Below are 24,952 nucleotides of genomic sequence, written 5' to 3'. Positions count from 1 at the left end.
AGGTCAGTGCCGCACCGCCCGCAGCGAGGGGTGCGCGCCCGCGGCGACGAGGTCGGCGACCGAGTCGCGCGGGGCGTCGTCGGTCACGAGCGCCTCGCCGACCAGCACGACGTCCGCGCCCGAGCGGGCGTAGTCGACGACGTCGTGCGGGCCCCGGACGCCGGACTCGGCCACGCGCACGACGTCGTCCGGGATCGCGGGCGCGACGCGCGCGAAGGTCGACCGGTCGACCTCGAGGGTCTTGAGGTCGCGGGCGTTGACGCCCACCACGCGCGCGCCGGCGTCCAGGGCACGCGAGACCTCCTCCGCGGAGTGCACCTCGACGAGCGCCGTCATGCCGAGCGAGTGCACCCGCTCGACCAGGGACTCCAGGACGGTCTGCTCGAGCGCCGCGACGATCAGCAGGACGAGGTCGGCGCCGTGGGCGCGCGCCTCCCACACCTGGTAGGGCGTCACGACGAAGTCCTTGCGGAGCACCGGCACGTCGACCTTGGCGCGCACGGCATCCAGGTCGGCAAGCGACCCGTGGAACCGGCGCTGCTCGGTGAGCACCGAGATCGCGGCGGCGCCGCCGTGCTCGTACTCGAGCGCGAGCGCGGCCGGGTCCGCGATGTTGGCGAGCGCACCCTTCGAGGGGCTCGAGCGCTTGACCTCGGCGATCACGGCGACCGCGTCCTCGAGCTTGAGGCGGCCCACGCACTCCAGCGCGCTCGGCACCCGGGCGGCACGCTCCTTGAGCTCCGCCAGGGGCGTCGCCGCCTCGCGTGCGGCGAGGTCCACCCGCACGCCCGCGATGATGTCGTCCAGAACCGTGGCCACCGTCCCACTCCCCTCGTCGGCGCGCTCCGGCCCCTCGTGACACGACCGGTGCGATACGAGCCATCGTAGGGCCGCCGGGCGGGCGCCCGAGCCACCGCGTCACGGTGCGAGACGCTCAGGGCGCGAGCCAGGGGCTCCAGGCGGGCACGTTCCGGGCCACGGTGAAGGCCAGCAGGACGACGACGACCGCCACGACGGCGGCCCGTGGCACCCGGCGAGCGGGCCGCCCCCGCCAGCGGCGCCAGGCCCAGTCCGCCCACGCGAGCACGAGGAGCGGCGCGGCGACCGTCCACACCGGGTTGTGCGACCAGGCGTCGGCCAGGTCCAGGTGCGCCAGGCCGTGCGTCGCGCGCAGCCCGCCGCACAAGGGGCAGTACACGCCGGTCAGGACGTACAGCGGGCACACCGGGTACCGGCCGGGGTGGTTCGGGTCGACGACCCCCACCCACGCGGTCGCGACACCCATGACCCCCGCCGTCACGAACGGAGCCCTCAGGCGCCGCAGGGCACCCGAGGGCTCGGACGGGCCGTCCGACGACGCCCGGGCGGGCGTCCGGACGGTCGACGCGGCCTCAGCCGACGGGCTGACCGTGACCGGCCTTCCGGAGCACGGCACCGACGACGAGGCCGGCGGCGATGACGACGACGCCCGCGATCACGACCGGGATGGACGGGATCACGAAGCCCACGCCGCCCACGACCGCGCCGAACATGACGATGATCATCGCGGTCCAGGCGGCCCGGGTGTTGCCCTCGTTGGCGGGCGGGGACGCCGGCGGCAGGTAGTTGCTCGCGGACGTCCGGGCCGTCGCGGGGGTGTTGTCAGCCATGTGGGTGCCTTTCCGGGGTGATGACAGCAGGGTAGTACGCGCGGGCGCGCGGAGAGCCGTGGACACGGTCGTGAGGGTCGGTTCAGCGCCGCTCGGCGCCGTCGTCGGTGGGGTCCTCGCCGCGGGTCAGCGAGTCCCAGGCCGCGTGCTCGTCCTCGAACGCGGCGTCGTCGTCGGCCGCGGGCCTCGGTGCGGGAGCCGGTTCGGGCGCCGCGGTGTCCGACGCCGCGGGCTCGCCGGCGGCGGCACGCTCGTGCCGGGTCGACGTGCGCCAGGCCCGCGAGCCGAGCGCCACGAGGACCGCCAGGACGACGACCAGCGCCCCCACGACGACGGTCGCGTACGGCCAGAACGCCACGTGCACGCCCTCGGTGAGCTGGGTCACGCCCGTGGCGTCGGCGGCCTCCCGCGTGGCGACGGGCGTGGGGTCACGGACCACACCGAGCGCCGAGAACGCCACGACGACGCCCGCCAGCGCGGCGACCGCGAGCACGACGTACCGGCCGATCCGCCCGATGATGCCGAGCGCCAGCGCCGCGGCCGCGACGACGAGCGCCCCCGCACCGACGCCCGGCGCGGCCTTGGTGCCCGCGACCTTCACGACCACGTGCGGCTCGAGCACCGTCGACCCGGCGGTCGTGAGCCACGAGGGGATCGCCGTCAGGAGCGCGACGCCGCCGAGCACCAGCAGCAGGAGGACGGCGGAGCGCCGCGAGATCGTCATGCCCGCTCCCCCGCCGGGCGCAGCCGGGCCGCGACCTGGACCGCGCGCACTGCCGCGGCCGCCTTGTTCCTCGACTCGGCGTACTCGAGCGCGGGCACCGAGTCGGCGACGATCCCGCCGCCGGCCTGGACGCTCGCGACCCCGTCGCGGATCAGGGCGGTGCGGATCGCGATCGCCATGTCCATGTTCCCGGCGAAGTCGAAGTACCCGACCGTCCCGCCGTAGATGCCGCGGCGGGCGGGCTCGAGCTCGTCGATCAGCGCGATGGCCCGCGGCTTCGGGGCACCCGAGAGCGTGCCCGCCGGGAACGTCGCGACCAGCGTCTGGAGGGCCGTCGCGCCCGCCCTCAGCTGGCCCGTGACCGTCGAGCACAGGTGCATGATGTGGCTGAACCGCTTGGTCGCCATGAACTCCACCACCTCGACCGACGTCGGCTCGCACACCTTGACCAGGTCGTTGCGGGACAGGTCGACGAGCATGATGTGCTCGGCGAGCTCCTTGGGGTCCTCCAGCAGCTCCTCGCCGAGCGCGAGGTCTTCCTCGGGTGTCGCGCCGCGCGGCCGCGAGCCCGCGATCGGGTAGGTGAGGACCTTGCCGTCCGTGACCTTGACCAGCGTCTCCGGGCTCGAGCCCACCACCGCGAACCGGGCGCCGTGCGCGTCGGTGAGCTCGAAGTAGTACATGTACGGGCTCGGGTTGATGGTCCGCAGGGCGCGGTACACGTCGAGCGGCGGTGCCGGGCAGTCGAGGTCCAGGCGCTGCGACAGGACGACCTGGAACACCTCGCCCTCGCGGATCGCCTCCTTGCCCGCCAGGACGGACGACTCGAACTCCTCGCGCGTCGACCGGAACCGCAGCCCGGGCTCCGGGACGTCGGCGAGCACGAGCGGCCCCGCGCCGGCGTCCGGGTGGCCGAGCCGCTCCTGCATCGCGTCGAGCCGCGCGACCGCGTCCTCGTACGCCCAGTCGACCCGCTCGTCGGTGTCGTCGAAGTTGATCGCGTTCGCGACCAGCCAGACCGAGCCCTCCACGTGGTCCACGACCGCCAGGTCGCTCGCGAGGAGCAGCGTGAGCTCGGGGACGTTCAGCTCCTCGGGCGCGAGTGCGGGCAGCGTCGGCTCCCAGTGCCGGACGACGTCCCACCCGAGCGCTCCCGCGAGCCCGCCCGTGAAGGGCGGCAGACCCGCGACGGCCGGGGTGCGGAGCGCCTCGAGCGTCGCGTCGAGCACCTCGAGGACGTCGCCGTCCGTCGGGACACCGACGGGCACGTCGCCGGTCCAGGTCGCGCGACCGTCCGCCACCGTGAGGGTCGCGCACGAGCGCACCCCCACGAACGAGTAGCGAGCCCACGACCCGTCGACCTCCGCCGACTCGAGCACGAACGTCCCCGGGCGCGACTGCGCGAGGGTCCGGTAGAGACCGACAGGGGTCACGTCGTCGGCGAGGAGCTTGCGGACCACGGGCACGACGCGCCGGTCCGCCGCGAGCGTCCGGAACCCCTGCGCCGTCGGCCAGGTCTCGCCCCAGGCGACCGAGACGGGCGGCACGTCGGCCGTCGCGGGCGCCTCCGGTGCCGGCACCGCGGTCACCGGTCGCCCTCGGGGCGCGCGCCGACGACCACAGGCAGCTCGCCGCCGGCCTCGAAGCACGTGCGGGCGCCCGTGTGGCACGCCGCACCGACCTGGTCGACGTGCACGAGGAGCGCGTCGCCGTCGCAGTCGATCGCGACGGACTTCACGTACTGCGCGTGGCCCGAGGTGTCGCCCTTGCGCCAGTACTCGCGCCGGGACCTGCTCCAGAACGTCACCCGCCCGCTCGTGAGCGTGCGGCGCAGCGCCTCGTCGTCCATCCAGCCGAGCATGAGCACCTCGCCGGTGTCGTGCTGCTGGACGATCGCGGCGACGAGGCCCGCCTCGTCGCGCTTGAGGCGCGAGGCGACGTCGGGCGCGAGCGTGGGCTCGGGACCAGGTCCGGTGGGCTGTCCGATGGGCACGGAGCGATCTTGCCACGCCGCGCCGGACGAGCCCGAACGCGTCCACCGTGATCCGGGCCACGACCGCGCGGCTCAGCGCAGGAAGTCGACCGCGGCCCACGCCTCGCGCGTGGGGCCGCCCGGGTCGCGCGCGATCCGCACGTCCCGGTCGAGGATCAGCGTCGTGCGGTCCGGGGGTGCGTAGCGGGGCCAGCCGAAGCCCGGCGTCCCGTCCCGCGCGAGCCCGACGAGGTGCGTGCGGATGCGCGCACCCAGTCGCTGCGCCGCCGACCTGCCGCCCAGCAGGACGATCAGGCGCCCGACCGGGGCGTCGAGCGTGTCGAACACGAGCGGGATCTCGGTGCCGTGGGTGGCGTCGAGCCGGGCCATCCGCTCCGACGGTGTCGCGAAGTCGCACCGGTACATCCAGACGGGTGCGACCTGCCCGTGCCCCTCGGCGAACCGGATCGTGGGGATCCGGAACGTGGAGTCGCCCGCGAAGTCGAGCAGGGCCTCACGCTCCGGGTAGCCCGGGTATGCGGCGAGGACGCCGTCCTGGAGCGCGGCGTCGTCATCCTCTCCCCGGTCGTCGGGGTCGCGCTCGGTCACCGCACCGGCCCGCTGCTCGGCGAGCAGCTCGAAGACGCGGTCGACGCGCGGCACCGCGACCGGGAGGATCTGCGGCCTCGCCCGGAGGAAGAGCAGCGCCTCGTGGCGCATGGTGCCCGTCAGCAGCGGCACGGGGGCGGTCCGGCCGCCGAGCGCGGCGTCGACGGGCGACTCGGGGAGCAGCACGCCGTCGACGCTCGGGGCGAAGGCGATCGTGCCCGTGTACCGCTCGTCGACCTCGGCGAGCAGCCGCGTCCCCGCCGCGACGAGGTCGTCGCGCGGGATCCGGCGCCACGACGCGGCGTCGCCGGGATCGGCGCCCACGAGCTCGAGCAGCCGTCGCGCGTACGACGCCATCCGGTCCGCCGAGTACGAGGCGGCGGGTGCGGGGCTCAGCGCCACCGCCCGGTGGAACAGCCCGCGCGCGGCGGGTGCGGCGAGCAGGGCCGTCACGACGCTCGCCCCGGCGGACTCCCCCGCGAGCGTCACCCGCCCCGGGTCGCCCCCGAACGAGGCGACGTTCTCCCGCAGCCAGCGCAGCGCCTCGACGACGTCCCACAGTCCGACGTTCGCGTCGAAGGGCTCGTCCCGTGTGCCGAACGACGACAGGTCGAGGAAGCCGAACGCCCCGAGCCGGTAGTTGAGGGTCACGACGACGACGTCACCCTCGACGGCGAGCCGGGAGCCGTTGAAGTCCGCGAGCATGCCCGAGCCGGCCACGAAAGCGCCCCCGTGCACCCACACGACCACGGGCCGCAGGTCGTCGGCGTCGGCCGCCGGGGCCCAGACGTTGAGCGTGAGGCAGTCCTCCGTCCGCGGCCACGCGGGCGGCACGCCGCCCCCCGCCCGGAGCCGGCGCTGCGGGCACGCCGCGCCGAACCGGGTGGCGTCCCGCGTGCCCGTCCACGGCTCCACCGGCCGGGGACGGCGCCAGCGTCCCGCCCCGACGGGCGGCGCCGCGTACGGCAGGCCGCGCCAGACCCGCGCGCCGCCGTCGGTCTCGCCGACGACGACGCCCGACTCGGTCGCGACCCGGAACGTCACGGCCGATCGCCTCGTGCCGTCCCGAACCGCGCGTCCAGCCACGCGACGAGGTCCCCGAGGACCTCGTCCTTGTTCGTCTCGTTGTAGATCTCGTGCCGGGCGCCGGGGTAGACCATGAGCGACACGTCGGTCAGGCCGCTGCGGTTGCGGTAGGCGTCGGCGAGCAGCCTCATGCCGCGCGTCCCGCCGAGAGTGTCCTCGGCCCCGCCCTGGATGAGGACGGAGACGTCGCGACGCAGGTGGCGCGGCGGCCTCCCGAGGAGCTGCAGCGCCTGGTACCACGTGTACGGGCTGTGGGTGTTGACGTCGAAGGTGAGCGGGTCCGCGGCGAACGCGGCGCCCACCGCCGGGTCGCGGCTCAGCCACTCGAAGCCCGTACCGCCCTCGACCCGGAACCGTTTGCCGAGGTCGCCGCCGTTGATCACGCCCGGCAGCGCGTACGACGTCCCGGACAGCACGAGCCCGTCGAACAGCTCGGGGGCGCGCGCGAGGAGCTTCTGGGCCACCAGGGAGCCCCAGGAGTGGCCGAGCATCACGAAGGGTGCCGGCGCGAACCACGCCCGGGCCTGTCGCGCGACCGCCTCGACCGCGTCGAACACCGCGCGGTGGGCCCCCTTCCCGAGCTCGCCCAGCCCGAGGTGCCCGGTGCCCGTGGCGCCGTGCCCGCGGTGGTCGTCGGCGACGACGGCATAGCCTGCGTCGTGCAGCGCGCGCGCCACGTGCGCGTACCGGCCGGCGTGCTCGCCGACGCCGTGCGACACGTGGACGACGGCGCGCGGTGCGGCCTGGTCCCACACGTAGACGTGCACGTCGACGCCCTGCGGGTCCGTCACGATCTCCTCGCGCGGCCCGGCCGTGGCTCCGGCCCCCGCCGACTCGGTCGTCATCCGCCACCTCTCCGTCGCCCGACTCTCGGCTGGCACCCAGGCTAGTGGCCGCCGTCGGGCTCGTCGCGCGCCACGACCCACGCCCGCCGGACCTGCTCGAACCGGGTCGGGAGCGGGCGGCGTCGGGCACCCTGCTCGGCTACGGTCCGGTGCACGTAGCGACGCCAGGAGAGCACGAGCCCCTGCGCCGTGATGGGCAGGCCCTTGGAGACCGTCACGCCGTTGTCGTGCGTGTGGTGCACGGTCAGCAGCAGCGCGCGGGGCACGGATCCCTCGAGGTCCGCGCAGAGCTCCTCGCGGACCTCGAGCCACCGGGCGAGGACGGCGGCCGCGCCCGCGTCGAGCACGTGGTCGCGTACCGTCCGGTGCTTGCCGTGCCGCACCCGCACGACGCCGCCCACGCCGTCGCCGGGTGGATCGAGCGCGAGGTCGTCGACGGTGACCCGCAGGAGGTCGCCGTAGCGCGCGCCCGTGCAGCGCGCCAGACCGGCGATCACCGCGAGGCGGACCTCCTCGTCCCGCACCGGGACGCGCGACGCGCGGGACGCGAGGTCGCGCCAGACCCACTCGGCCTCGGCGAGGTCGACCGTCGGCCGCGGGTAGCGGCCGGCCAGGCCGTCCAGGGCTGCGGTCGTCGGTGCGGGCGCGTCCAGTGGGGTCACGGTGAGAGCATATCGCTTGGCACAGTATTTATCCGGACGCTCGGCCGGGCGTGGCGCGTGCCAGGATGGGTGACATGCCCGATTCCGGTGACGCGCCGCGGCACGCCCGCCTCCGCGCCGGCCTGGCCGCCGCGCTCGGCGCCGCCTCGCCGGACGACCCGACGCTCTGCGAGGGCTGGGAGGCCCGCCACCTCGCCGCGCACGTCCTGACCCGCCAGCGCACCCCACGGATCAACTCCCCCGCCTTCCGGGACCTCGCCGACCGTGCGCAGGACCCCGAGGTCTACGCCGGTCTCGTCGCCCGGGTCGCCGCCCCGCCGCCACGCCTCTCCCCGCACGCGTGGGCCGGGGACCTCATGAACGTCACCGAGTTCTTCGTGCACGCCGAGGACGTCCGCCGCGGCGCGGGCGACGTCCCGTCCCGTCCGCTCGACGACGACCTGGTGGCGAGCCTGTGGCGCCAGCTCGGGGTCGCCGGCCGGCTCTCCTACCGCCGCGCCGCACCCGGGGTGCTGCTCGTCGCCCCCGGCGTCGGACGCCGTCGGGTCTCACGTCCACGTCGGGACGCGGGGACCGTCGTCGTCACCGGGGAGGTCGGCGAGCTCGTCCTGCACGCCTTCGGGCGGGGGCGGCACGCCCACGTGACCGTCACGGGCGACGCACCGGACCTCGTGGCGCTCGACGACGTCCGGCCAGGACCGGCACGGTGACGCCGGCTCAGCGGACCTCGACGCCCGCCTCGCGCAGCGCGTCCTTCACGTCCGCAACCGTGAGCCGTCCGAAGTGGAACACGCTCGCGGCGAGCAGCGCGTCCGCGCCCGCCCGTGCCGCGGCGACGAAGTCCTGCGGCGTGGAGGCCCCGCCGCTCGCGATCAGCGGGACCCCGACGGCCGCGCGCACCGCGCGCAGCATCTCGAGGTCGAACCCCTCGTAGGTGCCGTCGGCGTCCATCGAGTTGAGCAGCACCTCGCCCGCGCCGAGCTCGGCGGCCCGCGCGGCCCACTCGACCGCGTCGATGCCGGTGCCACGGCGCCCGCCGTGCGTCGTCACCTCGTAGCCGCTCGGCGTGCTCACGTCGCCCTGGACGCGGCGCGCGTCGACCGACAGCACGAGCACCTGGTTGCCGAACCTGCCCGCGATCTCGGCGATCAGCTCGGGGCGTGCGATCGCCGCCGTGTTCACACCGACCTTGTCGGCGCCCGCGCGGAGCAGCGTGTCGACGTCCTCGACGGTCCGCACGCCGCCCCCGACCGTGAGCGGGACGAACACCTGGTCCGCCGCCCGGCGGACCACCTCGTACGTCGTCTCGCGGCCCCCCGACGACGCCGACACGTCGAGGAACGTCACCTCGTCGGCGCCCTGCGCGTCGTACCGCGCGGCCAGCTCGACCGGGTCGCCGGCGTCACGCAGGTTCTCGAAGTTCACGCCCTTCACGACCCTCCCCGCGTCGACGTCGAGGCACGGGATCACGCGGACGGCGACGGGCACGAGGGCTCCTTCGGGGTCGTCCCGGCGGGCCGGGAGGTGGCTACTCGCCGGACTTCGGCGACGTGGCGGACGGGGTGGCCTCGGCCGCCTTCGCCTTCGTCCCGACCTGAGGTCCGGTGCCCGGCGTGTGCGCGTCCAGGATATCGACCACGAACACGAGGGTCTGGTCCGCGAGCTTCGACGACGTGCCCTGGTACGCGAGGTCGGGCGGCACCACGAGCATCACCTGGGACCCGACCGGCAGCTCGAGCAGCCCCTGGTCCCAGCCCTCGATCACCTCCCCGACGCCCAGCCGGAAGGTCAGGGGCAGCTTCTTGCTCCCCCACGTCGTGTCGAAGACCTTGCCGTCCGCCCACGTGACACCCGTGTACTGGACGGTGACGAGCTGGCCCGCCTGGACCTGCGGCCCTGTCCCCCGGACGAGCGGCAGCACGGCGAGCTCGCTCGGCGCCTTCGTACCCTTCGGGATCTTCACGCTCGGGGCGCCGTCGTCGGCCCGTGTCACGACCGGCTCGCCCTTGCTCTGCGCCACGGTCTCGCCGACCGCCCGGCCCGCCAGGACGTCGACGGTCGTCACGAGCGGCACGCCCTTCGACTCGGCGACGTCGAGCACCCGGCTGCCGGACGTCCGGCCCACGACCATGCGGTAAAGCGCCGTGCCGAGCGTCTTCTCGTCGACCCGCACGGCCCGCGGCTCCCCCGCGAAACTGTTGGCGACGACCTTGCGCGTGCGCCCGTCCTCGGCGTACGTGTCGAGCACGACGACGTCGCCGTCCTCGACCTTCGGGCCGACACCCTCCCAGACCGTCTCCAGGCGCTGCTGGGTGACGGTCAGCGGGGTGTCGTACCCGAAAGCAGGGGGCGACCACGCGCTGCCCGTGACCTGGACGTCGGCCTGCGTCGCCCCCGTCACGGTGGTCTGGTCCTGCGGGTCCTCCTCGCCGCACGCGGCGACCGTACCCACGAGACCGGCCACGAGGACCAGCGCCGCGACCGCCCGGCCGCGGCGCTGGCCGCGAGCGTCGGGGCGCCGTCGTCGGGGCAGGGCTGAGCGTCGGGTGGAGGTGGGGGTCACGGGCCACAGGGTAGCCGGGCCACCCGCGTGCCACCTGAGCCCCGCGGGCGCCGCGAGCCCCGTCGGCGCCGCGCGACCGTCACATCGACTCGATGAGCCGCTCGACGCGGTCGTCGACGTTGCGGAACGGGTCCTTGCAGAGCACCGTGCGCTGCGCCTGGTCGTTGAGCTTGAGGTGCACCCAGTCGACCGTGTAGTCCCGCCGTGCCTCCTGCGCGGCGCGCACGAAGTCGCCGCGCAGCTTCGCGCGCGTCGTCTGCGGCGGGACCGCGGTCGACTCGAAGACCTCCAGGTCCGTGACCACGCGCTCGACGAGCCCTCGCTGGGCCATGAGGTTGTACAGGCCCTCGGTCCGTGAGATGTCGTGGTAGGCGAGGTCGAGGCGCGCGATCCGGGGGTCGGTGAGCGCCAGGTCGTGCTTGGCCTGGTAGCGCTGGATCAGCTTGAGCTTGATCACCCAGTCGAGCTCGCGGTCCACGAGCGACAGGTCGCCCGACTCGAGCGCGCGCAGGCCGCGCTCCCACAGGTCGAAGACCTGCTTGATGATGGGCGTCGGCTCCACGTGCGCGTCGACGTGGTCCTTGACGCGCTGCAGGTACTCCGACTGCAGCTCGATCGCGGTCGCGGTCCGGCCGTTCGCGAGCTGGACCGGCACCTTGGCCGTGACGTCGTGCGAGATGTCCCGGATCGCGCGGATCGGGTTCTCGAGCCCGAGGTCGCGCATCGGGACGCCGGCCTCGACGAGCCGCAGCACGAGATCCGTCGCGCCGACCTTGAGGACCGTGGTCGGCTCGGCCATCGAGGAGTCGCCCACGATGACGTGCAGGCGCCGGTAGCTCTCGGCGTCCGCGTGGGGCTCGTCACGCGTGTTGATGATCGGACGGGACCGGGTGGTCGCGCTCGAGACGGCCTCCCAGATGTGGTCCGCGCGCTGCGACAGGGTGTACGTGGCGCCGCGGGGCGTGGCCAGCACCTTGCCGGCCCCCGTGAGGATCTGGCGCGTGATGAGGAACGGGACCAGCACGTCGGACAGGCGCGCGAAGTCGCCCTGCCGGCGCACCAGGTAGTTCTCGTGGCAGCCGTACGAGTTCCCGGCCGAGTCGGTGTTGTTCTTGAACAGGTGGATCCGGCCCGCGAGGCCCTCGTGCTCGAGCCGCTGCTGCGCGTCCGCGACGAGCCCCTCGAGGATCCGCTCGCCGCCCCGGTCGTAGGCGACGAGCTGGCGCACGTCGTCGCACTCCGCCGTCGCGTACTCCGGGTGCGAGCCGACGTCGAGGTACAGCCGCGAGCCGTTGCGCAGGAAGACGTTCGACGACCGTCCCCACGCCACGACCTTGCGGAACAGGTAGCGCGCGATCTCGTCCGCGGACAGGCCGCGACCGTCCTCGGCGGCGCACGTCACGCCGTACTCGGTCTCGAGCCCGAAGATGCGTCGGTCCATGGGGGTCTCCTGTCTTCCCGAGGCCTGCTCGCGACCTAGCGCTGCGCGAGAAGCTGGTCGAGGGCGGGCGTCGTGAGGCGCCGGAACGCGCGCCGGCGGGCCGTCCGCTCGAGCACCGCGGCCTCGAGCTGGGCGGCGGGAACCTGCTGCGGCTCGGCGCCCTCGCCCGTGCCCTCGCCGCTCGTCGCGAGCGCGCGGGTCGCGAGCGCGAGGACCTGCGGCAGCGTCATGCTCTCGTGCCACTCCTCGCGCAGGCGCGCCCCGAGCTCCTCGGCCTGCCCGCCCATCGCGACCACGCCGTGCTCGTCGGCGACCGACCCGTCGTACGACAGCCGGTAGATCTGGTCGCCCGCGGGCGTGTCGGCGACCTCGGCGACCACGAGCTCGACCTCGAGCGGCTTCGACTCCGTGGTGAACACCGTGCCGAGCGTCTGCGCGTACGCGTTCGCGAGCCCGCGCGCCGTGACGTCCGAGCGATCGTAGGAGTACCCGCGCAGGTCCGCGTAGCGCACGCCCGCGACCCGCAGGTTCTCGAACTCGTTGTACTTGCCGACCGCCGCGAACGCGATCCGGTCGTAGATCTCCGAGATCTTGTGCAGCGCGCGCGACGGGTTCTGCGTCGCGAACGCGATCCCCTCGTCGTACTGCAGCACGACGACGGAGCGACCTCGGGCGATGCCCTTGCGTGCGTAGTCCGCCCGGTCCTTCATGAGCTGCTCAGGCGAGACGTAGAACGGCATGCTCACGGGGTGTCTCCCTCGCTGTCGGCACCGCGGGTGCGCTCGGTGAGCTCCTCGGGCGGCACCGGGCGCGGCTCGTCGGACGGGTTGGACGCGCTCGTCCGGCGCACGCCGCGGCGTGCGTCGTTGGCCGCGGTCCGCTCAGCGACGATCTCGGCCGCGAGCGCCGCGAGCTCGTCGTCCCCGACCCGCCGGTACCCCTCGGCGTCGACGGTCGCCACGACGGGCCAGATCCGGCGCACCGGGTCCGGGCCGCCGGTCGCGGAGTCGTCGTCGGCGGCGTCGTACAACGCTTCGACCGCGACGTGCACGGCACCCGCGGCGTCCAGGCCCGGGCGCCACAGCTTCTTCAGGGCGCCGCGCGCGAACACCGAGCCCGAGCCGACGCTGTGGTGGTCGTGCTCCTCGTAGCGCCCGCCGGTGACGTCGTAGGAGAAGATCCGACCCGCGTCGCGGTCGAGGTCGTAGCCCGCGAACAGCGGGACGACCGCGAGGCCCTGCATCGCGAGCCCCAGGTTGGAACGGATCATCGTCGACAGCCGGTTGGCCTTGCCGTCGAGCGAGAGCAGCGAGCCCTCGATCTTCTCGTAGTGCTCGAGCTCGAGCTGGTACAGCCGCACGAGCTCGAGCGCGAGGCCGGCGCTTCCGGCGATGCCGACCGCCGCGTACTCGTCCGCCGGGAAGACCTTCTCGATCTCGCGGCTCGCGATCATGGCGCCGGCGGTGGCGCGGCGGTCGCCGGCCATGACGACGCCGCCGTCGTAGGTCACGGCGACGATCGTCGTGCCGTGCGGCGCCGCGGGCGCGTCGCCGGCCGGCAGCACCCGTCCCGCGGGGAGCAGGCCGGGGTCGTGCGCGGCAAGGAACTCGACGAACGACGCCGAGCCGGGTGTCGTGAACGCGCGAGGGAGCCTCGCGTCAGCCTCGGGTGTCATGGGCGTCCTACTGCCCGCCCTTCTGGACGAAGCCGCGGACGAACTGCTCGGCGTTCGACTCGAGGACGTCGTCGATGTCGTCGAGGAGCGCGTCGACGTCCGCGTCCTGACCCTGCGGCGCTGCGGCCGGCGGGGTGGGGGTGGCGTCGTCGTCCGGGACGTCGTCCTCGCGGCGGACGTGCTGCTGGTGCTCGCGACCTGCCATCGTCGTCTCCTTCGTGCTCGTCGGTCCTCGGGCCTGCGGTCCCGGTGATCCGTTCCGTCCCCAGCCTAGGCCGTGCGAAGAGGTCGGGCCGGGCTGTCCACGCCGTCCCTCACGTCCCCGACAGGCCCGCGAGCAGCGCAGACGCGTCGGCGCTGCGCTCGAGGAGGTCACCGAGGTGCCGCCGGGTCCCGCGCTCGGGGTCGGGCATGGGCACCCGCTGCAGCGACGGCGCGCCGGGGACGTCGAAGATGATCGAGTCCCAGCTCGCCGCCGAGACGTGCTCGCCGTAACGGGCCATGACCTCGCCGCGGAAGTAGGCGCGCGTGTCGTCCGGCGGGTGGTGGACGGCGCGCGCCACCTCCTGCTCCGTCACGACCCGCTCGACCGCGTCCTTCGCGAGGAGCCGGTGGTAGATCCCGCGCTCGGGGCGCACGTCGGACCACTGCAGGTCGGTCGCCGCGAGGCGGGGGTGGTCCCAGTCGAGCCGGTCGCGGCGCCGCAGCCCGTCGAGGATGCGGAGCTTCGCGACCCACTCGACCTGGCCGGCGACGCTCGCGCGGTCGTGCTCGAGCCCGTGCAGCACACGGCCCCACCGCTCGACGACGGCCCGGGTCTCGTCGTCGGGCCCCTCGGCCCCGGCGAAGGCGTCCACGGCCTCGTGCACGGCGTCGAGGTACGTCCGCTGGATCTCGAGCGCCGTGAGCTCGCGGCCGTCGGCGAGCCGGAGCCGGGCCGTCAGCGACGGGTCGTGGCTGACCCGCTGGACGTCCCCGACCGGGTCCGCGAGGCGCAGCGCGGCGATCCTGGCGCGTGCCGCGGGCAGCTCCTCGCGTCGTTCGACCAGGCCCAGGACGAGGGAGGTCGTCCCGAGCTTGAGGTACGTCGCGACCTCGAGCAGGTTGGCGTCGCCGATGATGAGGTGGAGCCGGCGCCACCGCTGCCGGTCCGCGTGGGGCTCGTCCCGCGTGTTGACGATGGGACGGCGCAGGGTCGTCTCGAGCCCGATCTCCGCCTCGATGTAGTCGGAGCGCTGGGCGAGCTGGAAGCCCGCGTCGGCCCCCGTCTGCCCGAGGCCGACCCGGCCCGCACCCGCGAAGACCTGCCGCGTCACCAGGAACGGCATGAGGAGCTGGGCCAGCTCGGCGAACGGGACGTCGCGGCGCACGAGGAAGTTCTCGTGGCAGCCGTAGCTCGCGCCCTTGCCGTCGACGTTGTTCTTGTACAGCGCGACCGGCCCGCCCGGGAACGACGCCAGCTCCCGCGCGGCGGCGAGCATGACCCGCTCACCCGCGACGTCGAACCGGACCGCCTCGCGCGGGCCCGTCACCTCCGGCGACGAGTACTCCGGGTGCGCGTGGTCGACGTACAGCCGGGCACCGTTGGTGAGGATGACGTTCGCCGCGCTCGGGTCGTCGTACTCCTCGGCCTCGGGCCGCTCGAGCTCCTCCGTCGAGCTTCCGCCGCCGTTCGACGACACCGGTCCGGGCGCGACCGGCCGGTCCGGGTCGTCCGTGAGCAGCGACGGGTGGGCCGACGCCCGGCGCAGGTGGAATCCCCGCGCGTCGTGCAGGGGGTCCTCGTCGTCGTAGTCCCAACGGGCACCACGACCGCCGCCGACGGCCGCGAGCGCCCGGTAGGTCGTGACGACCTGGGAGGACAGGAGCATCGGGTTCGCGTACGGGCGTCCGGGCTGCAGGACGCCGTACTCGGTCTCGATGCCCATGACGCGGCGGACCGAGAGAGGCGAGACCGCGCTCGGCCCCGCCGTCTCGGACACGGCGTCGTCGGGTCCAGCCGTCACAGGTACTGCCCGGTGTTGGTGACGGTGTCGATGGTGCGTGCCGCCGCGGCGGCCTTGCCCTTCTTCTCGACGATCGTGCGGATGAAGACGATGCGCTCGCCCTTCTTGCCGCTGATCCGCGCCCAGTCGTCGGGGTTGGTCGTGTTGGGCAGGTCCTCGTTCTCCTTGAACTCGTCGACGCACGCCGACAGGAGGTGGTCGACGCGCAGGCCGCGCTGGCCGGTGGTCAGGAAGTCCTTGATCGCGGTCTTCTTGGCGCGGTCGACGATGTTCTGGATCATGGCGCCGGAGTTGAAGTCCTTGAAGTACAGGACCTCCTTGTCGCCGGACGCGTAGGTGACCTCGAGGAACCGGTTCTCGTCGTCCTCGGAGTAGATGCGTTCGACGACGGCGCGAACCATCGCGTCGATCGCCTCGGGGACGTCCCCGTGGTGCTCGGCGAGGTCGTCGGGGTGGATCGGCAGGTCGGTGGTGAGGTACTTGCCGAAGATCTCCTTGGCGCCCTCGGCGTCGGGCCGCTCGATGCGGATCTTCACGTCGAGGCGACCCGGGCGCAGAATCGCGGGGTCGATCATGTCCTCGCGGTTGGACGCGCCGATGACGATGACGTTGTCGAGCCGCTCGACGCCGTCGATCTCGGACAGGAGCTGCGGGACGATCGTCGTCTCGACGTCGGACGACAGCCCGGTGCCGCGCGTGCGGAACAGCGACTCCATCTCGTCGAAGAACACGACGACGGGCATGCCCTCGCTGGCCTTCTCACGTGCGCGGGCGAAGATCAGGCGGATGTGCCGCTCGGTCTCGCCGACGTACTTGTTGAGGAGCTCGGGGCCCTTGATGTTGAGAAAGTAGCTCTGCACGCTCTCGCCGGCGGCCTGGTCGCCGGACTCGGCGGCGCGGCGCTCCCCGACCATCTGGGCGAGCGAGTTCGCGACCGCCTTGGCGATCAGCGTCTTGCCGCACCCGGGCGGGCCGTAGAGCAGCACGCCCTTGGGCGGCCGCAGCCCGTGCTCGCGGTACAGGTCGGGGTGGGCGAACGGCAGCTCGACGGCGTCGCGGATCTGGTCGATCTGCGGGCCGAGGCCGCCGATGTCCGCGTAGTGGATGTCGGGGACCTCCTCGAGGACGAGCTCCTCGACGTCGGACTTGGGGATGCGCTCGAACACGAAGCCCGAGCGGGTGTCGATCGTGACCGCGTCGCCGACGCGGACCTGGTCGGTGACGGACCCGGCGATGCGCGCGACGCGCTCCTCGTCGGCGCGACCGACGACGAGCACGCGGCCCTCGGGCAGGAGCTCCTTGACGGTCACGAGCTCGCCGATGCGTTCGAACCCGCCGGCCTCGACGACCGTCATCGCCTCGTTGAGCTTGACCTCCTGGCCGGGACGCAGTGCGGCGACCTCGAGCGAGGGGCTCGTCCCCACGTGCATCTTGCGGCCGGCCGACATGATGTCGACGGTGCCGTCGGGGCGCGCCCCGACGAAGACGGCGTAGGTGCCCGGGGGCTTGGCGAGCTCGTCGATCTGGCGCTTGAGCTCGACGATCTGGTCGCGGGCCGCGACGAGGGCGTCGGCGAGCCGTTCGTTCTTGGCGGCCAGCAGTCCGAGCTGCTGGTCGCGCGGGTCGCGGTTGGGGGCGTCGGTCATCTCGTCCTCCCCTGTCGTGGGACTACGACCTTAGTCGGCAACACCGACAGCGCGCCGGACGTTCCACGCAGCGACACGCGACCTTCACGTGACGGGTCTCACACCCGCGCCGGGCGCGGCGCGCACGGCGCGTCAGCCCTGGTCGGCGCCCTGCCCGGCGCCCTGCCCGGCGCCCTGGCCCGGCGCCTGCCCCACGCTGCGCCGGACGCGCCGGATCTTCTTCGGGGACACGGGCCGCTCGCCGAGCGCCTCCTCGGTCCATTCCGCGCCCCCGGGCTCGGCCGCGCCGTCGGCGGCGGGATACGCGCCCTTCGCGGGGCGACGCCGGCGCTCGGGCGCCTCGACGCCGTCGGCGAGGCGCCGGGTCGTCAGGAGGAAGCCGGTGTGGCCCATCATCCGGTGCTCGGGCCGCACCGCGAGGCCCTCGAGGTGCCAGCCGCGCACGAACGACTCCCACGCGGTCGGCTCGGTGTACCGGCCGTCGTCGCGCACGTCCTCCGCGAGGCGCGAGAGCTGGGTGGTGGTCGCGACGTAGCAGCACAGCACGCCGCCGGGCGCGAGGGCCTCGGCGACCGCGGCGAGGTTCTCCCAGGGCGCGAGCATGTCGAGGACGACGCGGTCGATCGTGCCGGGCTCGACCACGGTGGGCAGGACGTCGGCGAGTTCACCGACGCTCAGGTCCCAGGCGGGGTGCGGGCCGCCGAAGAACGCCTCGACGTTGCCCCGCGCGATGGCCGCGAAGTCCTCGCGCCGCTCGATCGAGCGCAGCGACCCGCCGTCGCCGACGGCGCGCAGCAGCGAGAGCGTGAGCGCGCCGGAGCCGACGCCCGCCTCGACGACGCGCGCACCGGGGAAGATGTCGGCCATCGTGACGATCTGACCGGCGTCCTTGGGGTAGACGACCGCGGCCCCGCGGGGCATCGACAGGACGTAGTCGGACAGCAGCGGCCGCAGCGCGACGTAGGCGGTACCGCCCGTGCTCGTGACGACCTGCCCCTCGGGCGCGCCGATCAGCGCGTCGTGCGCGAAGTACCCGCGGTGCGTGTGGAAGGACGCGCCGGGCTCCAGCGTGATGGTGTGCAGCCGGCCCTTGAGGTCGGTGAGCTGGACCTTGTCGCCGGGGCGGAACGGCCCGCGCCGCAGGTCGGCACCGGTCGACGCGGGGGTGGCGGGCACGGCGGCGGTCGTGTCGTCAGGAGTCACGACGGACCAGTCTAGGTGGGTGCGTCAGGCGGGCTTGGCGTTCGCCGCCCGCACCGCCTCGACGACGGTCTGCACGGGCAGCAGCCCGACGACGGCGCCCGCGTGCGTGACGGCGAGCACGGGCGCGGTCGGCGCGGCCTCCGCGACGGTGCCCACGAGCTCGCTGCCGGTCGCGCCCACGTCGACCACCGCGTCGGGGCCGAGCCCCTGGGCGACGGCCGACACGGGGGTCGTGGCCGCCACGGCCTCCGGCACGGACGCGAGGGCCTGCGGGTCCACGGCGGCCACGGCGGTGCCCGCCCTGTCGACCACGACCAGCGCGTGGTGCGGCAGGCTCACGGCCCGCGCGTCGGCGACGGTGCCCGTGTCGTAGACGAGCCGGACGGGGAGCATGAGGTCGGCCGCGCGCAGGTGGGCGACGGCGGCGCGGGCCTTGCCCGACGCCACGGCCGACGAGGCCCCCTGCCACAGGAAGCCCCCGATCAGCACGCCCCAGATCACCGTCGTGAGCGACGGCTGCTCCCCGCGCGCGACCGGCACGCCGACGACCCACACGATGACCGTGAGCGCCACGACCCGTCCGACCCAGCCCGCCGCGACGGTGCCCTTCTCGCGGTTGCCCGTGCCGGCCCAGACGGCCGACTCGAGCATCTGGCCGCCGTCGAGCGGGAGGCCGGGCAGGAGGTTGAAGATCCCCACGAACGCGTTGGAGAACGCGCCGGCGTACAGGAGGAGGCCGGCGATCGAGGCGTCCCCGCGGACGGGCTGGAACGCGGCCCAGAAGCCGCCGGCGAGCGCGAGGTTCGTCACGGGGCCGACGACGGCGACGAGGAACGCGTCGAGCGGGCCGCCCCCGCCCCCGTACGCGGTGTGGCCGCCCCACAGGGTGAGCGCGAGCTCGTGGACCTCGTGGCCGCGGGCGCGGGCGACGAGGGCGTGCGCGGCCTCGTGGAGGAAGACGGACAGGAAGAGCAGGAGCACGAAGGCGAGCGCGACGACGTAGGTCCCGATGCCGAGGTCGGGCGAGACGTAGCGCACGGTCGGGGCGAAGAGGACCGTGAGGACGGCTGCGGCCACGAACCAGGAGGGAGTGACGACGACGGGGGCGCCGGCGAGCCGACCGATGACCCAGCCGGAGGAGGTGCGGCGCGGGCGGCGCCCGCGAGGGGCGGGGGTCTGACTCACCTGGTCAGCCTAGTGGTCGCGGCTGGGCGGGCGCTGGGCTCGGGGGCGGACGACGGATCCTGTGGACGACGGCGCCTGTGGAGACGTCGCGGACGCGTGGGTGCCCGTGACTAGGGTCCGGGGCGTGGCTGTGACCGACGAGACCGACGAGACCGACGAGACCGACACCCTGACCTCGGCCGGCGCGCGCGACGGACAGGAGCGTGACCGGGTGCCCGGGCTGTCGCCGTCGCGCGCGAACGACTTCATGCAGTGCCCCCTGCTGTTCCGGTTCCGGGTGGTGGACCGGCTGCCCGAGCCGCCGAGCGAGGCGGCCGCGCGCGGCACGCTGGTGCACGCGGTGCTGGAGCGGCTGTACGACGCGCCCGCGGGGGCGCGCACGCCGGAGCACGCGCTGTCGCTGCTGGGGCCGCAGTGGGAGGCGCTGCAGGAGGCGCGGCCGGAGTACGCGGACCTGGTCCGGGACGCGGCGGGGCTCGAGGCGTGGCTCGGCCGGGCCGGCGAGCTCGTGGGGACGTACTTCCGGCTCGAGGACCCGAACCGGCTGGAGCCACGCTCGCGCGAGCTGGCGGTGCGCCACCAGCTCGACGACGGCCCGCAGCTCCGCGGGATCGTGGACCGGCTGGACGTGGCGCCGTCGGGCGAGGTGCGGGTGGTGGACTACAAGTCGGGCCGGTCCCCGCGACCCGGGTACGGCGGGTCGGCGGAGTTCCAGATGCGCTTCTACGCGCTGGTGCTGTGGCGTGAGACGGGCGCGGTGCCGCGGATGCTGCAGCTCGTGTACCTGGGCGACGGGCAGGTGCTGCGCTCGGAGCCGACCGTGGCGGCGCTCGAGCACACCGAGCAGCGCGTGCGGGCCGTCTGGTCCGGGATCGAGAAGATGGCCCGCGCGGGGCACTTCCCGCCGCGGCGGTCGGCGCTGTGCGGCTGGTGCGCGCACCAGGCGTCGTGCCCGGAGTTCGGCGGCACTCCCCCGGCATACCCGGCCGCGGCGTCGCTGCGGGCGCTCGGGGTGGCCCCGGGAGCGGCGTGAGGGTGCGCGGTCAGCCTGCTGCGCCGTCGAGCAGGTCGAGGGTCTCGCCGGACGCGATCCGGCGGACGGTGGGGACGTCGAGCTGCTCCAGCGAGGCCACCCGCGTGAGCCCGGGCGCCGGCTCGACGGGCACGACCACCTGCACGCCGACGGTGCGCGCACCGGACGCGAGGGCGGACGCGATGCCGGGGCGGGAGTCCTCGACGGCGACGCACGCGGCCGGGTCGACGCCGAGCTGCTCGGCGGCCCGCAGGTAGGGCTCGGGGTGGGGCTTGCCGTGCGTGACCTCGTCGCCGCAGACGACGACCTGGAAGGTCCCGGCGGGCGACGCCTCGACGACCGCCTCGGCGAGCACGCGGTACGACATGGTGACGAGCGCGCAGGGGATCCCGGCCTCGCGCACGGCGGCGAGGAGCTCGCGGGCGCCCGGCTGCCACGGGACCGCGTCGTGGAGGTGCTCGACCATCCGGCCGACGAGACGTTCGACGATCTGCTCGGGTGCGAGCGGCACGCCGTGGGCCGCGATCATCCCCGCCGCCTCGAGCAGGGGCCGACCGACGAGCGTGAGCCCGTCCTGGTAGGTCCACGTCAGCCCGTGCTCGGCGACGAGCTCGGTCTCCGCCGTCATCCAGTAGGGCTCGGTGTTGACGAGGGTCCCGTCGAGGTCCCAGAGCACCGCGGCGGGCGTCGTCGTGGTGGTGGTCGGGGCGCTCGGGAGGGACTGTTCGCTCACCGCACCATCGTAGGTGGACCGCTCGACCCGCGGCCGCGCGTCGTTCGCAGGCGGCAGAACCCCGGCCCCGCGGGGGCGGCCCTGCGCCCCGTAGGCTGGAGCGATGACCGACCCCCAGGCCGCACCCTCCGGCCGCCGCCCCGGACGCGCCGTGCTGCTCGCAGCGTTCGAGGGCTGGAACGACGCCGGCGGCGCCGCGACGGCGGCGATCGAGCACCTGCAGGACGTGTGGGGCGCCGTCGAGGTCGCGCGCCTCGACCCCGAGGAGTACCACGACTTCCAGGTGAACCGCCCGCAGGTGACGGTGGACGACGACGGCAAGCGGACCATCGAGTGGCCCACGACGACGGTCTGGACCGCGACGTTGCCGACGAGCGGCCGGACCGTGGTCCTCGTGCGCGGGATCGAGCCGTCGATGCGGTGGCGGTCCTATTGCCGCGAGCTCCTGCGCCACGCCGACGAGCACGACGTGGAGACCGTCGTGACGCTCGGAGCCTTGCTCGCGGACGTCCCGCACACCCGCCCCATCCCGCTGACCGCCACGAGCGAGTCGGTGGGCCTGCAGGCCGTGCTCGACGTCGAGCCCACCCAGTACGAGGGGCCGACGGGGATCGTCGGGGTGCTGCAGCACGCGGCGGCCGAGCACGGGTGCGCGTCCGTGTCCCTGTGGGCCGCGGTGCCGCACTACGTCGGGCAGCCGCCGTCGCCGAAGGCCACCCTCGCGATCCTGTCGCGCGTCGAGGACCTGCTGTCGGAGCCGGTGCCGCTCGGCGACCTCCCCGAGGACGCCGTGGCCTGGCAGACGGGCGTCGACGAGCTCGCGTCCGAGGACCCCGAGATCGCGGAGTACGTGCGCCAGCTGGAGGAGGCCAAGGACACCGCCGAGCTCCCCGAGGCGTCGGGCGAGGCCATCGCGCGCGAGTTCGAGCGGTACCTGCGTCGTCGGGACGACGGCCGACAGGGCTGACCGGACGATCGCGACCGCCCCTCGGACCGCCGTCCGAGAAATCGTCCGGTCGTTCTCGTGGCCGCACCCTAACGTGGCCGGATGCCCCTGATCCTGCGCGGACTCGACTCGTGCGACGTCGACTCGCTCGTCGAGCTGTCGCTCCGTGCCTGGGAGCCGGTCTTCGCCGCGTGGCGCGAAGCCCTCGGCAACCGCGTCTACCGCCTCGCGTACCCGGACTGGCGGCGGACCCAGGCCGCCGTCGTGCGGGCGGCGTGCGAGACGAACCCGAGCACGACCGTCGTCGCCGTCCTCGACGGGCGGGTGGTCGGGTTCGCGGTGGTCGTGCTCGGTGAGGCGGACGACGTCGGCACCCGTCCCGCCGACCTCGAGCTGGTCGCCGTCGACCCGGCGGCGCAGCGTCAGGGCATCGGGCACCGGCTCGTCGAGGCCGCGGTCACGATCATGCGGGAAGCGGGCTGCGACTACGCCAACGTCTGGACCGGCGGCGACGACGGGCACGCGCCCGCGCGGGCGCTGTACGAGTCGGAGGGTTTCGCCGCGCTCCCGGTCGTGCACTACTACCGCGCGCTCTGACGCCGATATCTTGTTCTCCGTGACGACCTCGGACGACATGGATCCGACAGCGGAGGTCGGCGCGCACCCCGGAGGGGACGCCGTCGAACCATGGCTCACGCTCGCCCAGGGCTACGAGCGCGCCCGAGCCCGAGAAGACTCGCTCGACCGGCTCGTCGAGTGGCCCGCACAGCGCGAGATCCTGGGCGACGTCACGGGGTTGTCGGTGCTCGACGTCGGGTGCGGCAACGGTGCCAAGCTCGCCGAGCTCGTGGCTGCTGGCGCGACGGCGTGCGTCGGCCTCGACATCAGCGGCAACTTCCCGCCCGCGCCGCCGACCGGAATGGAGCTCGTCCGGGGCGACCTCTCCGAGCTGGAGCGCGTCCCGGAGCTCGCCGGCCGGACGTTTGACCGGATCATGTTCCTGCAGTCCATCGGCTACGCGAGCGACCCCGTCCGCACCCTCAGGTCCGCGCGGGCAACGCTCGCCGACGACGGGTTCCTCCTGGTGACCCGGACCCATCCGATCCGGTACGCCGTCGAGCGGTCCGAGCAGAACGGCACCACCTTGGGCGAGGAGTACTTCTCGACTGGCCGCTTCACGTACCGCCACCGAGGCTGGAACGATCAGGTCGCCCTGACGAAGCGCGCCTACACGGTCTCCGACCTGCTGAACATCTTCAGCACCGCCGGATTGTGGATCGAGCACGCGAGCGAGCCTCAGCTCCCTGAGGACGCCCGACGCCGCTACCCGCACAAGCAGGCCTGGATGGACAGGCACCTCGGGATCCTGATCTTCAAGCTCCGGCCGCTCCCAGGCCGATAGTCGGCAACACGGCTCGAACACCCGTTCGAGCGAGTGTCAGTGGCTCGGTGTTGGCTGCTGCCATGACGACGACGGCGGCAGGCGGGCATTCCGAGGTGGCACGCCCCGAAGACGCAGCCCTCGCCACGGAGGCCGGTCCACACGAGGTCGAGGTCCTGGGGACCGCGATCGACACGATCGTCCAGGTCGAGTCGGCGATCCGGAAGCTGACGGCGCTGCGCACCGTGCTGGTCGCCGCCGCGGATCGCTCGGTGCCCGCAGCCGAGGCCGCCCTCCTGTCCCCTGCGTCGCCGTCCACCCGCGGGCCTGCGCTCTCGGCGCGGGCCGAGCTCGCCCAGCGGGCGTTCGTCGCCGACCTCGCGACCGCGCTCCTGCTCCCCGAACCCACGACGCGCACGCTCGTCGAGGAGGCGCGCACGCTCGTCCACGAGCTGCCCGCGACGCTCGACGCACTCGCCGACGGCACCATCTCCTACCGGCACGCCCAACGGGTGATCGAGCACACCGCCGACCTCGAGCCCGAGGCCACGCGCGCCGTCGAGACCGCCGGACTCGCCCGCGCGTGCGACACCACCGCGACCGGACTGGCCCGTCACCTGCGCCGCGCCCGCGAACGCGTCCATCCCGAGCGTCAGGCGGTACGGCACCAGCGTGCCGCCACGGACCGGCACGTTCGCCTCGAACCGGCCGCCGACGGCATGAGCTGGCTCACCGCGTTCCTGCCGGCGACCACCGGTCACGCCGTGATGGACCGGCTCGACCACGCGACCACCGCCCTCGCGGGCCGCGACGAACCGCGCACACCTGACCAGCTCCGTGCCGACGTGCTCGCGGCCCTGCTCCTCGACGACGCCGACGGCGCGGCGTCCGCTGCGCTCGCACGCGTCGCGCCGGTTCCCACCCACACCGAGAGCATCGACGACGATCGTGCCGCGGTCGCCGGGGTAGCGCGATCCGTGGTCCCCCGGGTCCACGTCACGGTCCCCGTCCTGACCCTGCTCGGCCAGGGCGACGAGCCCGCCGAGCTCGACGGCTACGGCCCGATCGACCCCGACACGGCCCGATCGCTCGCCGCTGGAGCGCCGTCGTTCACGCGGCTCCTCACCCACCCGCACACCGGGGCGATCCTCGACGTGGGGCGCGAGTCTTACGTCGTCCCCGCGGACCTGCGCCGCCACCTCGTCGTGCGCGACGCGACCTGCCGGTTCCCCGGCTGCGGGCGCCGGGCCACCGCGTGCGACGTCGACCATCTCGTCGCGTACGCCGACGGCGGCACGACGAGCACGGACAACCTGATCCACCTGTGCCGGCACCACCACCGACTCAAGCACGAGACGTCGTGGCGGCCCTCGACGAGCCGCGACCCCGACGGCCCGCCGGGCTCCGTGACCTGGACCTCCCCGACCGGCAGGACACACGTCAGCGCGCCGGCGACGTCGCCTGGGCCTCGACGCGTGGACCCTGCCGACGAGGCGAGCGTAGGTCCGCGACCACCGGGCGAGCTTCCCGACGACGGTCTCGGACCACCCCCGTTCTGACGGAGTGGTGCCTTCTTCCGGAGTGGGCGCCTTC

General features: G+C 74.2%; 26 protein-coding genes. 6 read left to right on the top strand and 20 right to left on the bottom strand.

Annotated elements, in window-relative coordinates:
• Nucleotides 1–3 precede the first annotated feature (3 nt).
• The 9 genes from trpC to KDY119_RS08400 all read right to left on the bottom strand — a co-directional run bounded on the left by trpC (nt 4) and on the right by KDY119_RS08400 (nt 7,547).
• Nucleotides 4–819 carry an indole-3-glycerol phosphate synthase TrpC gene (gene trpC, locus KDY119_RS08440; RefSeq protein ID WP_036950359.1) on the bottom strand — a complete coding sequence of 272 codons (816 nt, stop codon included), beginning with the start codon at nt 817–819 and terminating at the stop codon, nt 4–6.
• A gap of 115 nt (nt 820–934) precedes the next feature.
• A complete protein-coding gene (locus KDY119_RS08435) occupies nt 935–1,300 on the bottom strand; it encodes a DUF2752 domain-containing protein (RefSeq protein ID WP_227994581.1) in 366 nt (121 codons plus the stop codon).
• Nucleotides 1,301–1,391: 91 nt separating this feature from the next.
• Nucleotides 1,392–1,649: an HGxxPAAW family protein gene (locus tag KDY119_RS08430; RefSeq protein ID WP_227994580.1), complete on the bottom strand. Its 258-nt coding sequence runs from the start codon at nt 1,647–1,649 to the stop codon at nt 1,392–1,394.
• 82 nt (nt 1,650–1,731) lie between these two features.
• Nucleotides 1,732–2,373, bottom strand: a complete 642-nt coding sequence (locus KDY119_RS08425; RefSeq protein ID WP_153022194.1) for a Trp biosynthesis-associated membrane protein — start codon at nt 2,371–2,373, stop codon at nt 1,732–1,734.
• A complete protein-coding gene (locus tag KDY119_RS08420; protein ID WP_036950363.1) occupies nt 2,370–3,962 on the bottom strand; it encodes an anthranilate synthase component I in 1,593 nt (530 codons plus the stop codon). Before KDY119_RS08420 ends, KDY119_RS08425 begins: the two co-directional genes overlap by 4 nt.
• Nucleotides 3,959–4,360, bottom strand: coding sequence for a phosphoribosyl-AMP cyclohydrolase (gene hisI / locus KDY119_RS08415; RefSeq protein ID WP_036951034.1), 402 nt, complete (start codon nt 4,358–4,360; stop codon nt 3,959–3,961). The genes KDY119_RS08420 and hisI overlap by 4 nt, the downstream gene beginning before the upstream one ends.
• A gap of 78 nt (nt 4,361–4,438) precedes the next feature.
• Nucleotides 4,439–5,998, bottom strand: a complete 1,560-nt coding sequence (locus tag KDY119_RS08410) for a carboxylesterase/lipase family protein (protein ID WP_194174388.1) — start codon at nt 5,996–5,998, stop codon at nt 4,439–4,441.
• Nucleotides 5,995–6,885: an alpha/beta fold hydrolase gene (locus tag KDY119_RS08405; protein WP_083890845.1), complete on the bottom strand. Its 891-nt coding sequence runs from the start codon at nt 6,883–6,885 to the stop codon at nt 5,995–5,997. Before KDY119_RS08405 ends, KDY119_RS08410 begins: the two co-directional genes overlap by 4 nt.
• A gap of 41 nt (nt 6,886–6,926) precedes the next feature.
• Nucleotides 6,927–7,547 carry a hypothetical protein gene (locus KDY119_RS08400; RefSeq protein WP_227994579.1) on the bottom strand — a complete coding sequence of 207 codons (621 nt, stop codon included), beginning with the start codon at nt 7,545–7,547 and terminating at the stop codon, nt 6,927–6,929.
• A gap of 74 nt (nt 7,548–7,621) precedes the next feature.
• Between KDY119_RS08400 and KDY119_RS08395 the strand changes: the two genes are divergently transcribed.
• Nucleotides 7,622–8,257 carry a TIGR03085 family metal-binding protein gene (locus KDY119_RS08395; RefSeq protein WP_153022192.1) on the top strand — a complete coding sequence of 212 codons (636 nt, stop codon included), beginning with the start codon at nt 7,622–7,624 and terminating at the stop codon, nt 8,255–8,257.
• Nucleotides 8,258–8,264: 7 nt separating this feature from the next.
• On the opposite strand, the gene hisF is transcribed toward KDY119_RS08395, so the two are convergent.
• The 10 genes from hisF to KDY119_RS08345 all read right to left on the bottom strand — a co-directional run bounded on the left by hisF (nt 8,265) and on the right by KDY119_RS08345 (nt 19,266).
• A complete protein-coding gene (gene hisF, locus KDY119_RS08390; RefSeq protein ID WP_036950367.1) occupies nt 8,265–9,035 on the bottom strand; it encodes an imidazole glycerol phosphate synthase subunit HisF in 771 nt (256 codons plus the stop codon).
• A 40-nt stretch (nt 9,036–9,075) separates the two neighbouring features.
• Nucleotides 9,076–10,110: an FKBP-type peptidyl-prolyl cis-trans isomerase gene (locus tag KDY119_RS08385; protein WP_148284143.1), complete on the bottom strand. Its 1,035-nt coding sequence runs from the start codon at nt 10,108–10,110 to the stop codon at nt 9,076–9,078.
• Nucleotides 10,111–10,189: 79 nt separating this feature from the next.
• A complete protein-coding gene (gene pafA, locus KDY119_RS08380; protein WP_153022191.1) occupies nt 10,190–11,551 on the bottom strand; it encodes a Pup--protein ligase in 1,362 nt (453 codons plus the stop codon).
• A gap of 35 nt (nt 11,552–11,586) precedes the next feature.
• Nucleotides 11,587–12,297 (bottom strand): proteasome subunit alpha, encoded by a 711-nt coding sequence (gene prcA, locus KDY119_RS08375; RefSeq protein ID WP_153022190.1) that lies wholly within the window; start codon nt 12,295–12,297, stop codon nt 11,587–11,589.
• Complete coding sequence (gene prcB, locus KDY119_RS08370) at nt 12,294–13,226, bottom strand: proteasome subunit beta (protein ID WP_083890846.1); 933 nt, start codon at nt 13,224–13,226, stop codon at nt 12,294–12,296. The genes prcA and prcB overlap by 4 nt, the downstream gene beginning before the upstream one ends.
• Before the next feature lie 7 nt (nt 13,227–13,233).
• Nucleotides 13,234–13,431 carry a ubiquitin-like protein Pup gene (locus tag KDY119_RS08365; protein WP_036950371.1) on the bottom strand — a complete coding sequence of 66 codons (198 nt, stop codon included), beginning with the start codon at nt 13,429–13,431 and terminating at the stop codon, nt 13,234–13,236.
• Between the two features lie 109 nt (nt 13,432–13,540).
• Entirely contained in the window at nt 13,541–15,154 is a 1,614-nt protein-coding gene (gene dop, locus KDY119_RS08360) for a depupylase/deamidase Dop (RefSeq protein ID WP_036951050.1), read from the bottom strand.
• Between the two features lie 74 nt (nt 15,155–15,228).
• Nucleotides 15,229–16,878 (bottom strand): proteasome ATPase, encoded by a 1,650-nt coding sequence (gene arc / locus KDY119_RS08355; protein ID WP_036950373.1) that lies wholly within the window; start codon nt 16,876–16,878, stop codon nt 15,229–15,231.
• 132 nt (nt 16,879–17,010) lie between these two features.
• Complete coding sequence (locus KDY119_RS08350) at nt 17,011–18,081, bottom strand: tRNA (adenine-N1)-methyltransferase (RefSeq protein ID WP_227994578.1); 1,071 nt, start codon at nt 18,079–18,081, stop codon at nt 17,011–17,013.
• Between the two features lie 24 nt (nt 18,082–18,105).
• On the bottom strand, nt 18,106–19,266 hold the full coding sequence (locus tag KDY119_RS08345) for a site-2 protease family protein (protein ID WP_153022189.1): 1,161 nt from the start codon (nt 19,264–19,266) through the stop codon (nt 18,106–18,108).
• Nucleotides 19,267–19,435: 169 nt separating this feature from the next.
• On the opposite strand from KDY119_RS08345, the gene KDY119_RS08340 reads away from it, so the two are divergent.
• Complete coding sequence (locus KDY119_RS08340; RefSeq protein ID WP_051136618.1) at nt 19,436–20,299, top strand: RecB family exonuclease; 864 nt, start codon at nt 19,436–19,438, stop codon at nt 20,297–20,299.
• A 10-nt stretch (nt 20,300–20,309) separates the two neighbouring features.
• Here KDY119_RS08340 and KDY119_RS08335 read toward each other — a convergent pair whose 3' ends face one another.
• A complete protein-coding gene (locus KDY119_RS08335; RefSeq protein ID WP_036950375.1) occupies nt 20,310–21,032 on the bottom strand; it encodes an HAD family hydrolase in 723 nt (240 codons plus the stop codon).
• A 103-nt stretch (nt 21,033–21,135) separates the two neighbouring features.
• Here KDY119_RS08335 and KDY119_RS08330 point away from each other — a divergent pair, with 103 nt between their 5' ends.
• The 4 genes from KDY119_RS08330 (at nt 21,136) to KDY119_RS08315 (ending at nt 24,918) form a co-directional block, all read left to right on the top strand.
• Entirely contained in the window at nt 21,136–21,999 is an 864-nt protein-coding gene (locus tag KDY119_RS08330; RefSeq protein WP_153022188.1) for a PAC2 family protein, read from the top strand.
• A gap of 81 nt (nt 22,000–22,080) precedes the next feature.
• Complete coding sequence (locus KDY119_RS08325; protein ID WP_153022187.1) at nt 22,081–22,575, top strand: GNAT family N-acetyltransferase; 495 nt, start codon at nt 22,081–22,083, stop codon at nt 22,573–22,575.
• 19 nt (nt 22,576–22,594) lie between these two features.
• The gene (locus KDY119_RS08320) at nt 22,595–23,380 is read left to right on the top strand and encodes a class I SAM-dependent methyltransferase (RefSeq protein WP_036950381.1); all 786 of its coding nucleotides are present in this window, start codon (nt 22,595–22,597) and stop codon (nt 23,378–23,380) included.
• A gap of 95 nt (nt 23,381–23,475) precedes the next feature.
• Nucleotides 23,476–24,918 carry an HNH endonuclease signature motif containing protein gene (locus KDY119_RS08315; protein WP_194174386.1) on the top strand — a complete coding sequence of 481 codons (1,443 nt, stop codon included), beginning with the start codon at nt 23,476–23,478 and terminating at the stop codon, nt 24,916–24,918.
• The last annotated feature ends 34 nt before the right edge of the window (nt 24,919–24,952 follow it).

Origin of the sequence: Luteimicrobium xylanilyticum, from assembly GCF_009429125.1 — a bacterium.
Lineage (GTDB): Bacteria > Actinomycetota > Actinomycetes > Actinomycetales > Cellulomonadaceae > Luteimicrobium > Luteimicrobium xylanilyticum.
Note: the sequence above shows the minus strand (reverse complement) of the source record. Positions and strands in the feature narration are given on the sequence as shown.

Excerpts from the sequence above, each read along its gene's own strand:
- KDY119_RS08430 (WP_227994580.1), bottom strand. The coding sequence starts at position 1,649 with ATGGCTGACAACACCCCCGCGACGGCCCGGACGTCCGCGAGCAACTAC.
- KDY119_RS08425 (WP_153022194.1), bottom strand. The coding sequence starts at position 2,373 with ATGACGATCTCGCGGCGCTCCGCCGTCCTCCTGCTGCTGGTGCTCGGC.
- KDY119_RS08405 (WP_083890845.1), bottom strand. The coding sequence starts at position 6,885 with ATGACGACCGAGTCGGCGGGGGCCGGAGCCACGGCCGGGCCGCGCGAG.
- KDY119_RS08395 (WP_153022192.1), top strand. The coding sequence starts at position 7,622 with ATGCCCGATTCCGGTGACGCGCCGCGGCACGCCCGCCTCCGCGCCGGC.
- pafA (WP_153022191.1), bottom strand. The coding sequence starts at position 11,551 with ATGGACCGACGCATCTTCGGGCTCGAGACCGAGTACGGCGTGACGTGC.
- prcB (WP_083890846.1), bottom strand. The coding sequence starts at position 13,226 with ATGACACCCGAGGCTGACGCGAGGCTCCCTCGCGCGTTCACGACACCC.
- KDY119_RS08365 (WP_036950371.1), bottom strand. The coding sequence starts at position 13,431 with ATGGCAGGTCGCGAGCACCAGCAGCACGTCCGCCGCGAGGACGACGTC.
- dop (WP_036951050.1), bottom strand. The coding sequence starts at position 15,154 with ATGGGCATCGAGACCGAGTACGGCGTCCTGCAGCCCGGACGCCCGTAC.
- arc (WP_036950373.1), bottom strand. The coding sequence starts at position 16,878 with ATGACCGACGCCCCCAACCGCGACCCGCGCGACCAGCAGCTCGGACTG.
- KDY119_RS08330 (WP_153022188.1), top strand. The coding sequence starts at position 21,136 with ATGACCGACCCCCAGGCCGCACCCTCCGGCCGCCGCCCCGGACGCGCC.
- KDY119_RS08325 (WP_153022187.1), top strand. The coding sequence starts at position 22,081 with ATGCCCCTGATCCTGCGCGGACTCGACTCGTGCGACGTCGACTCGCTC.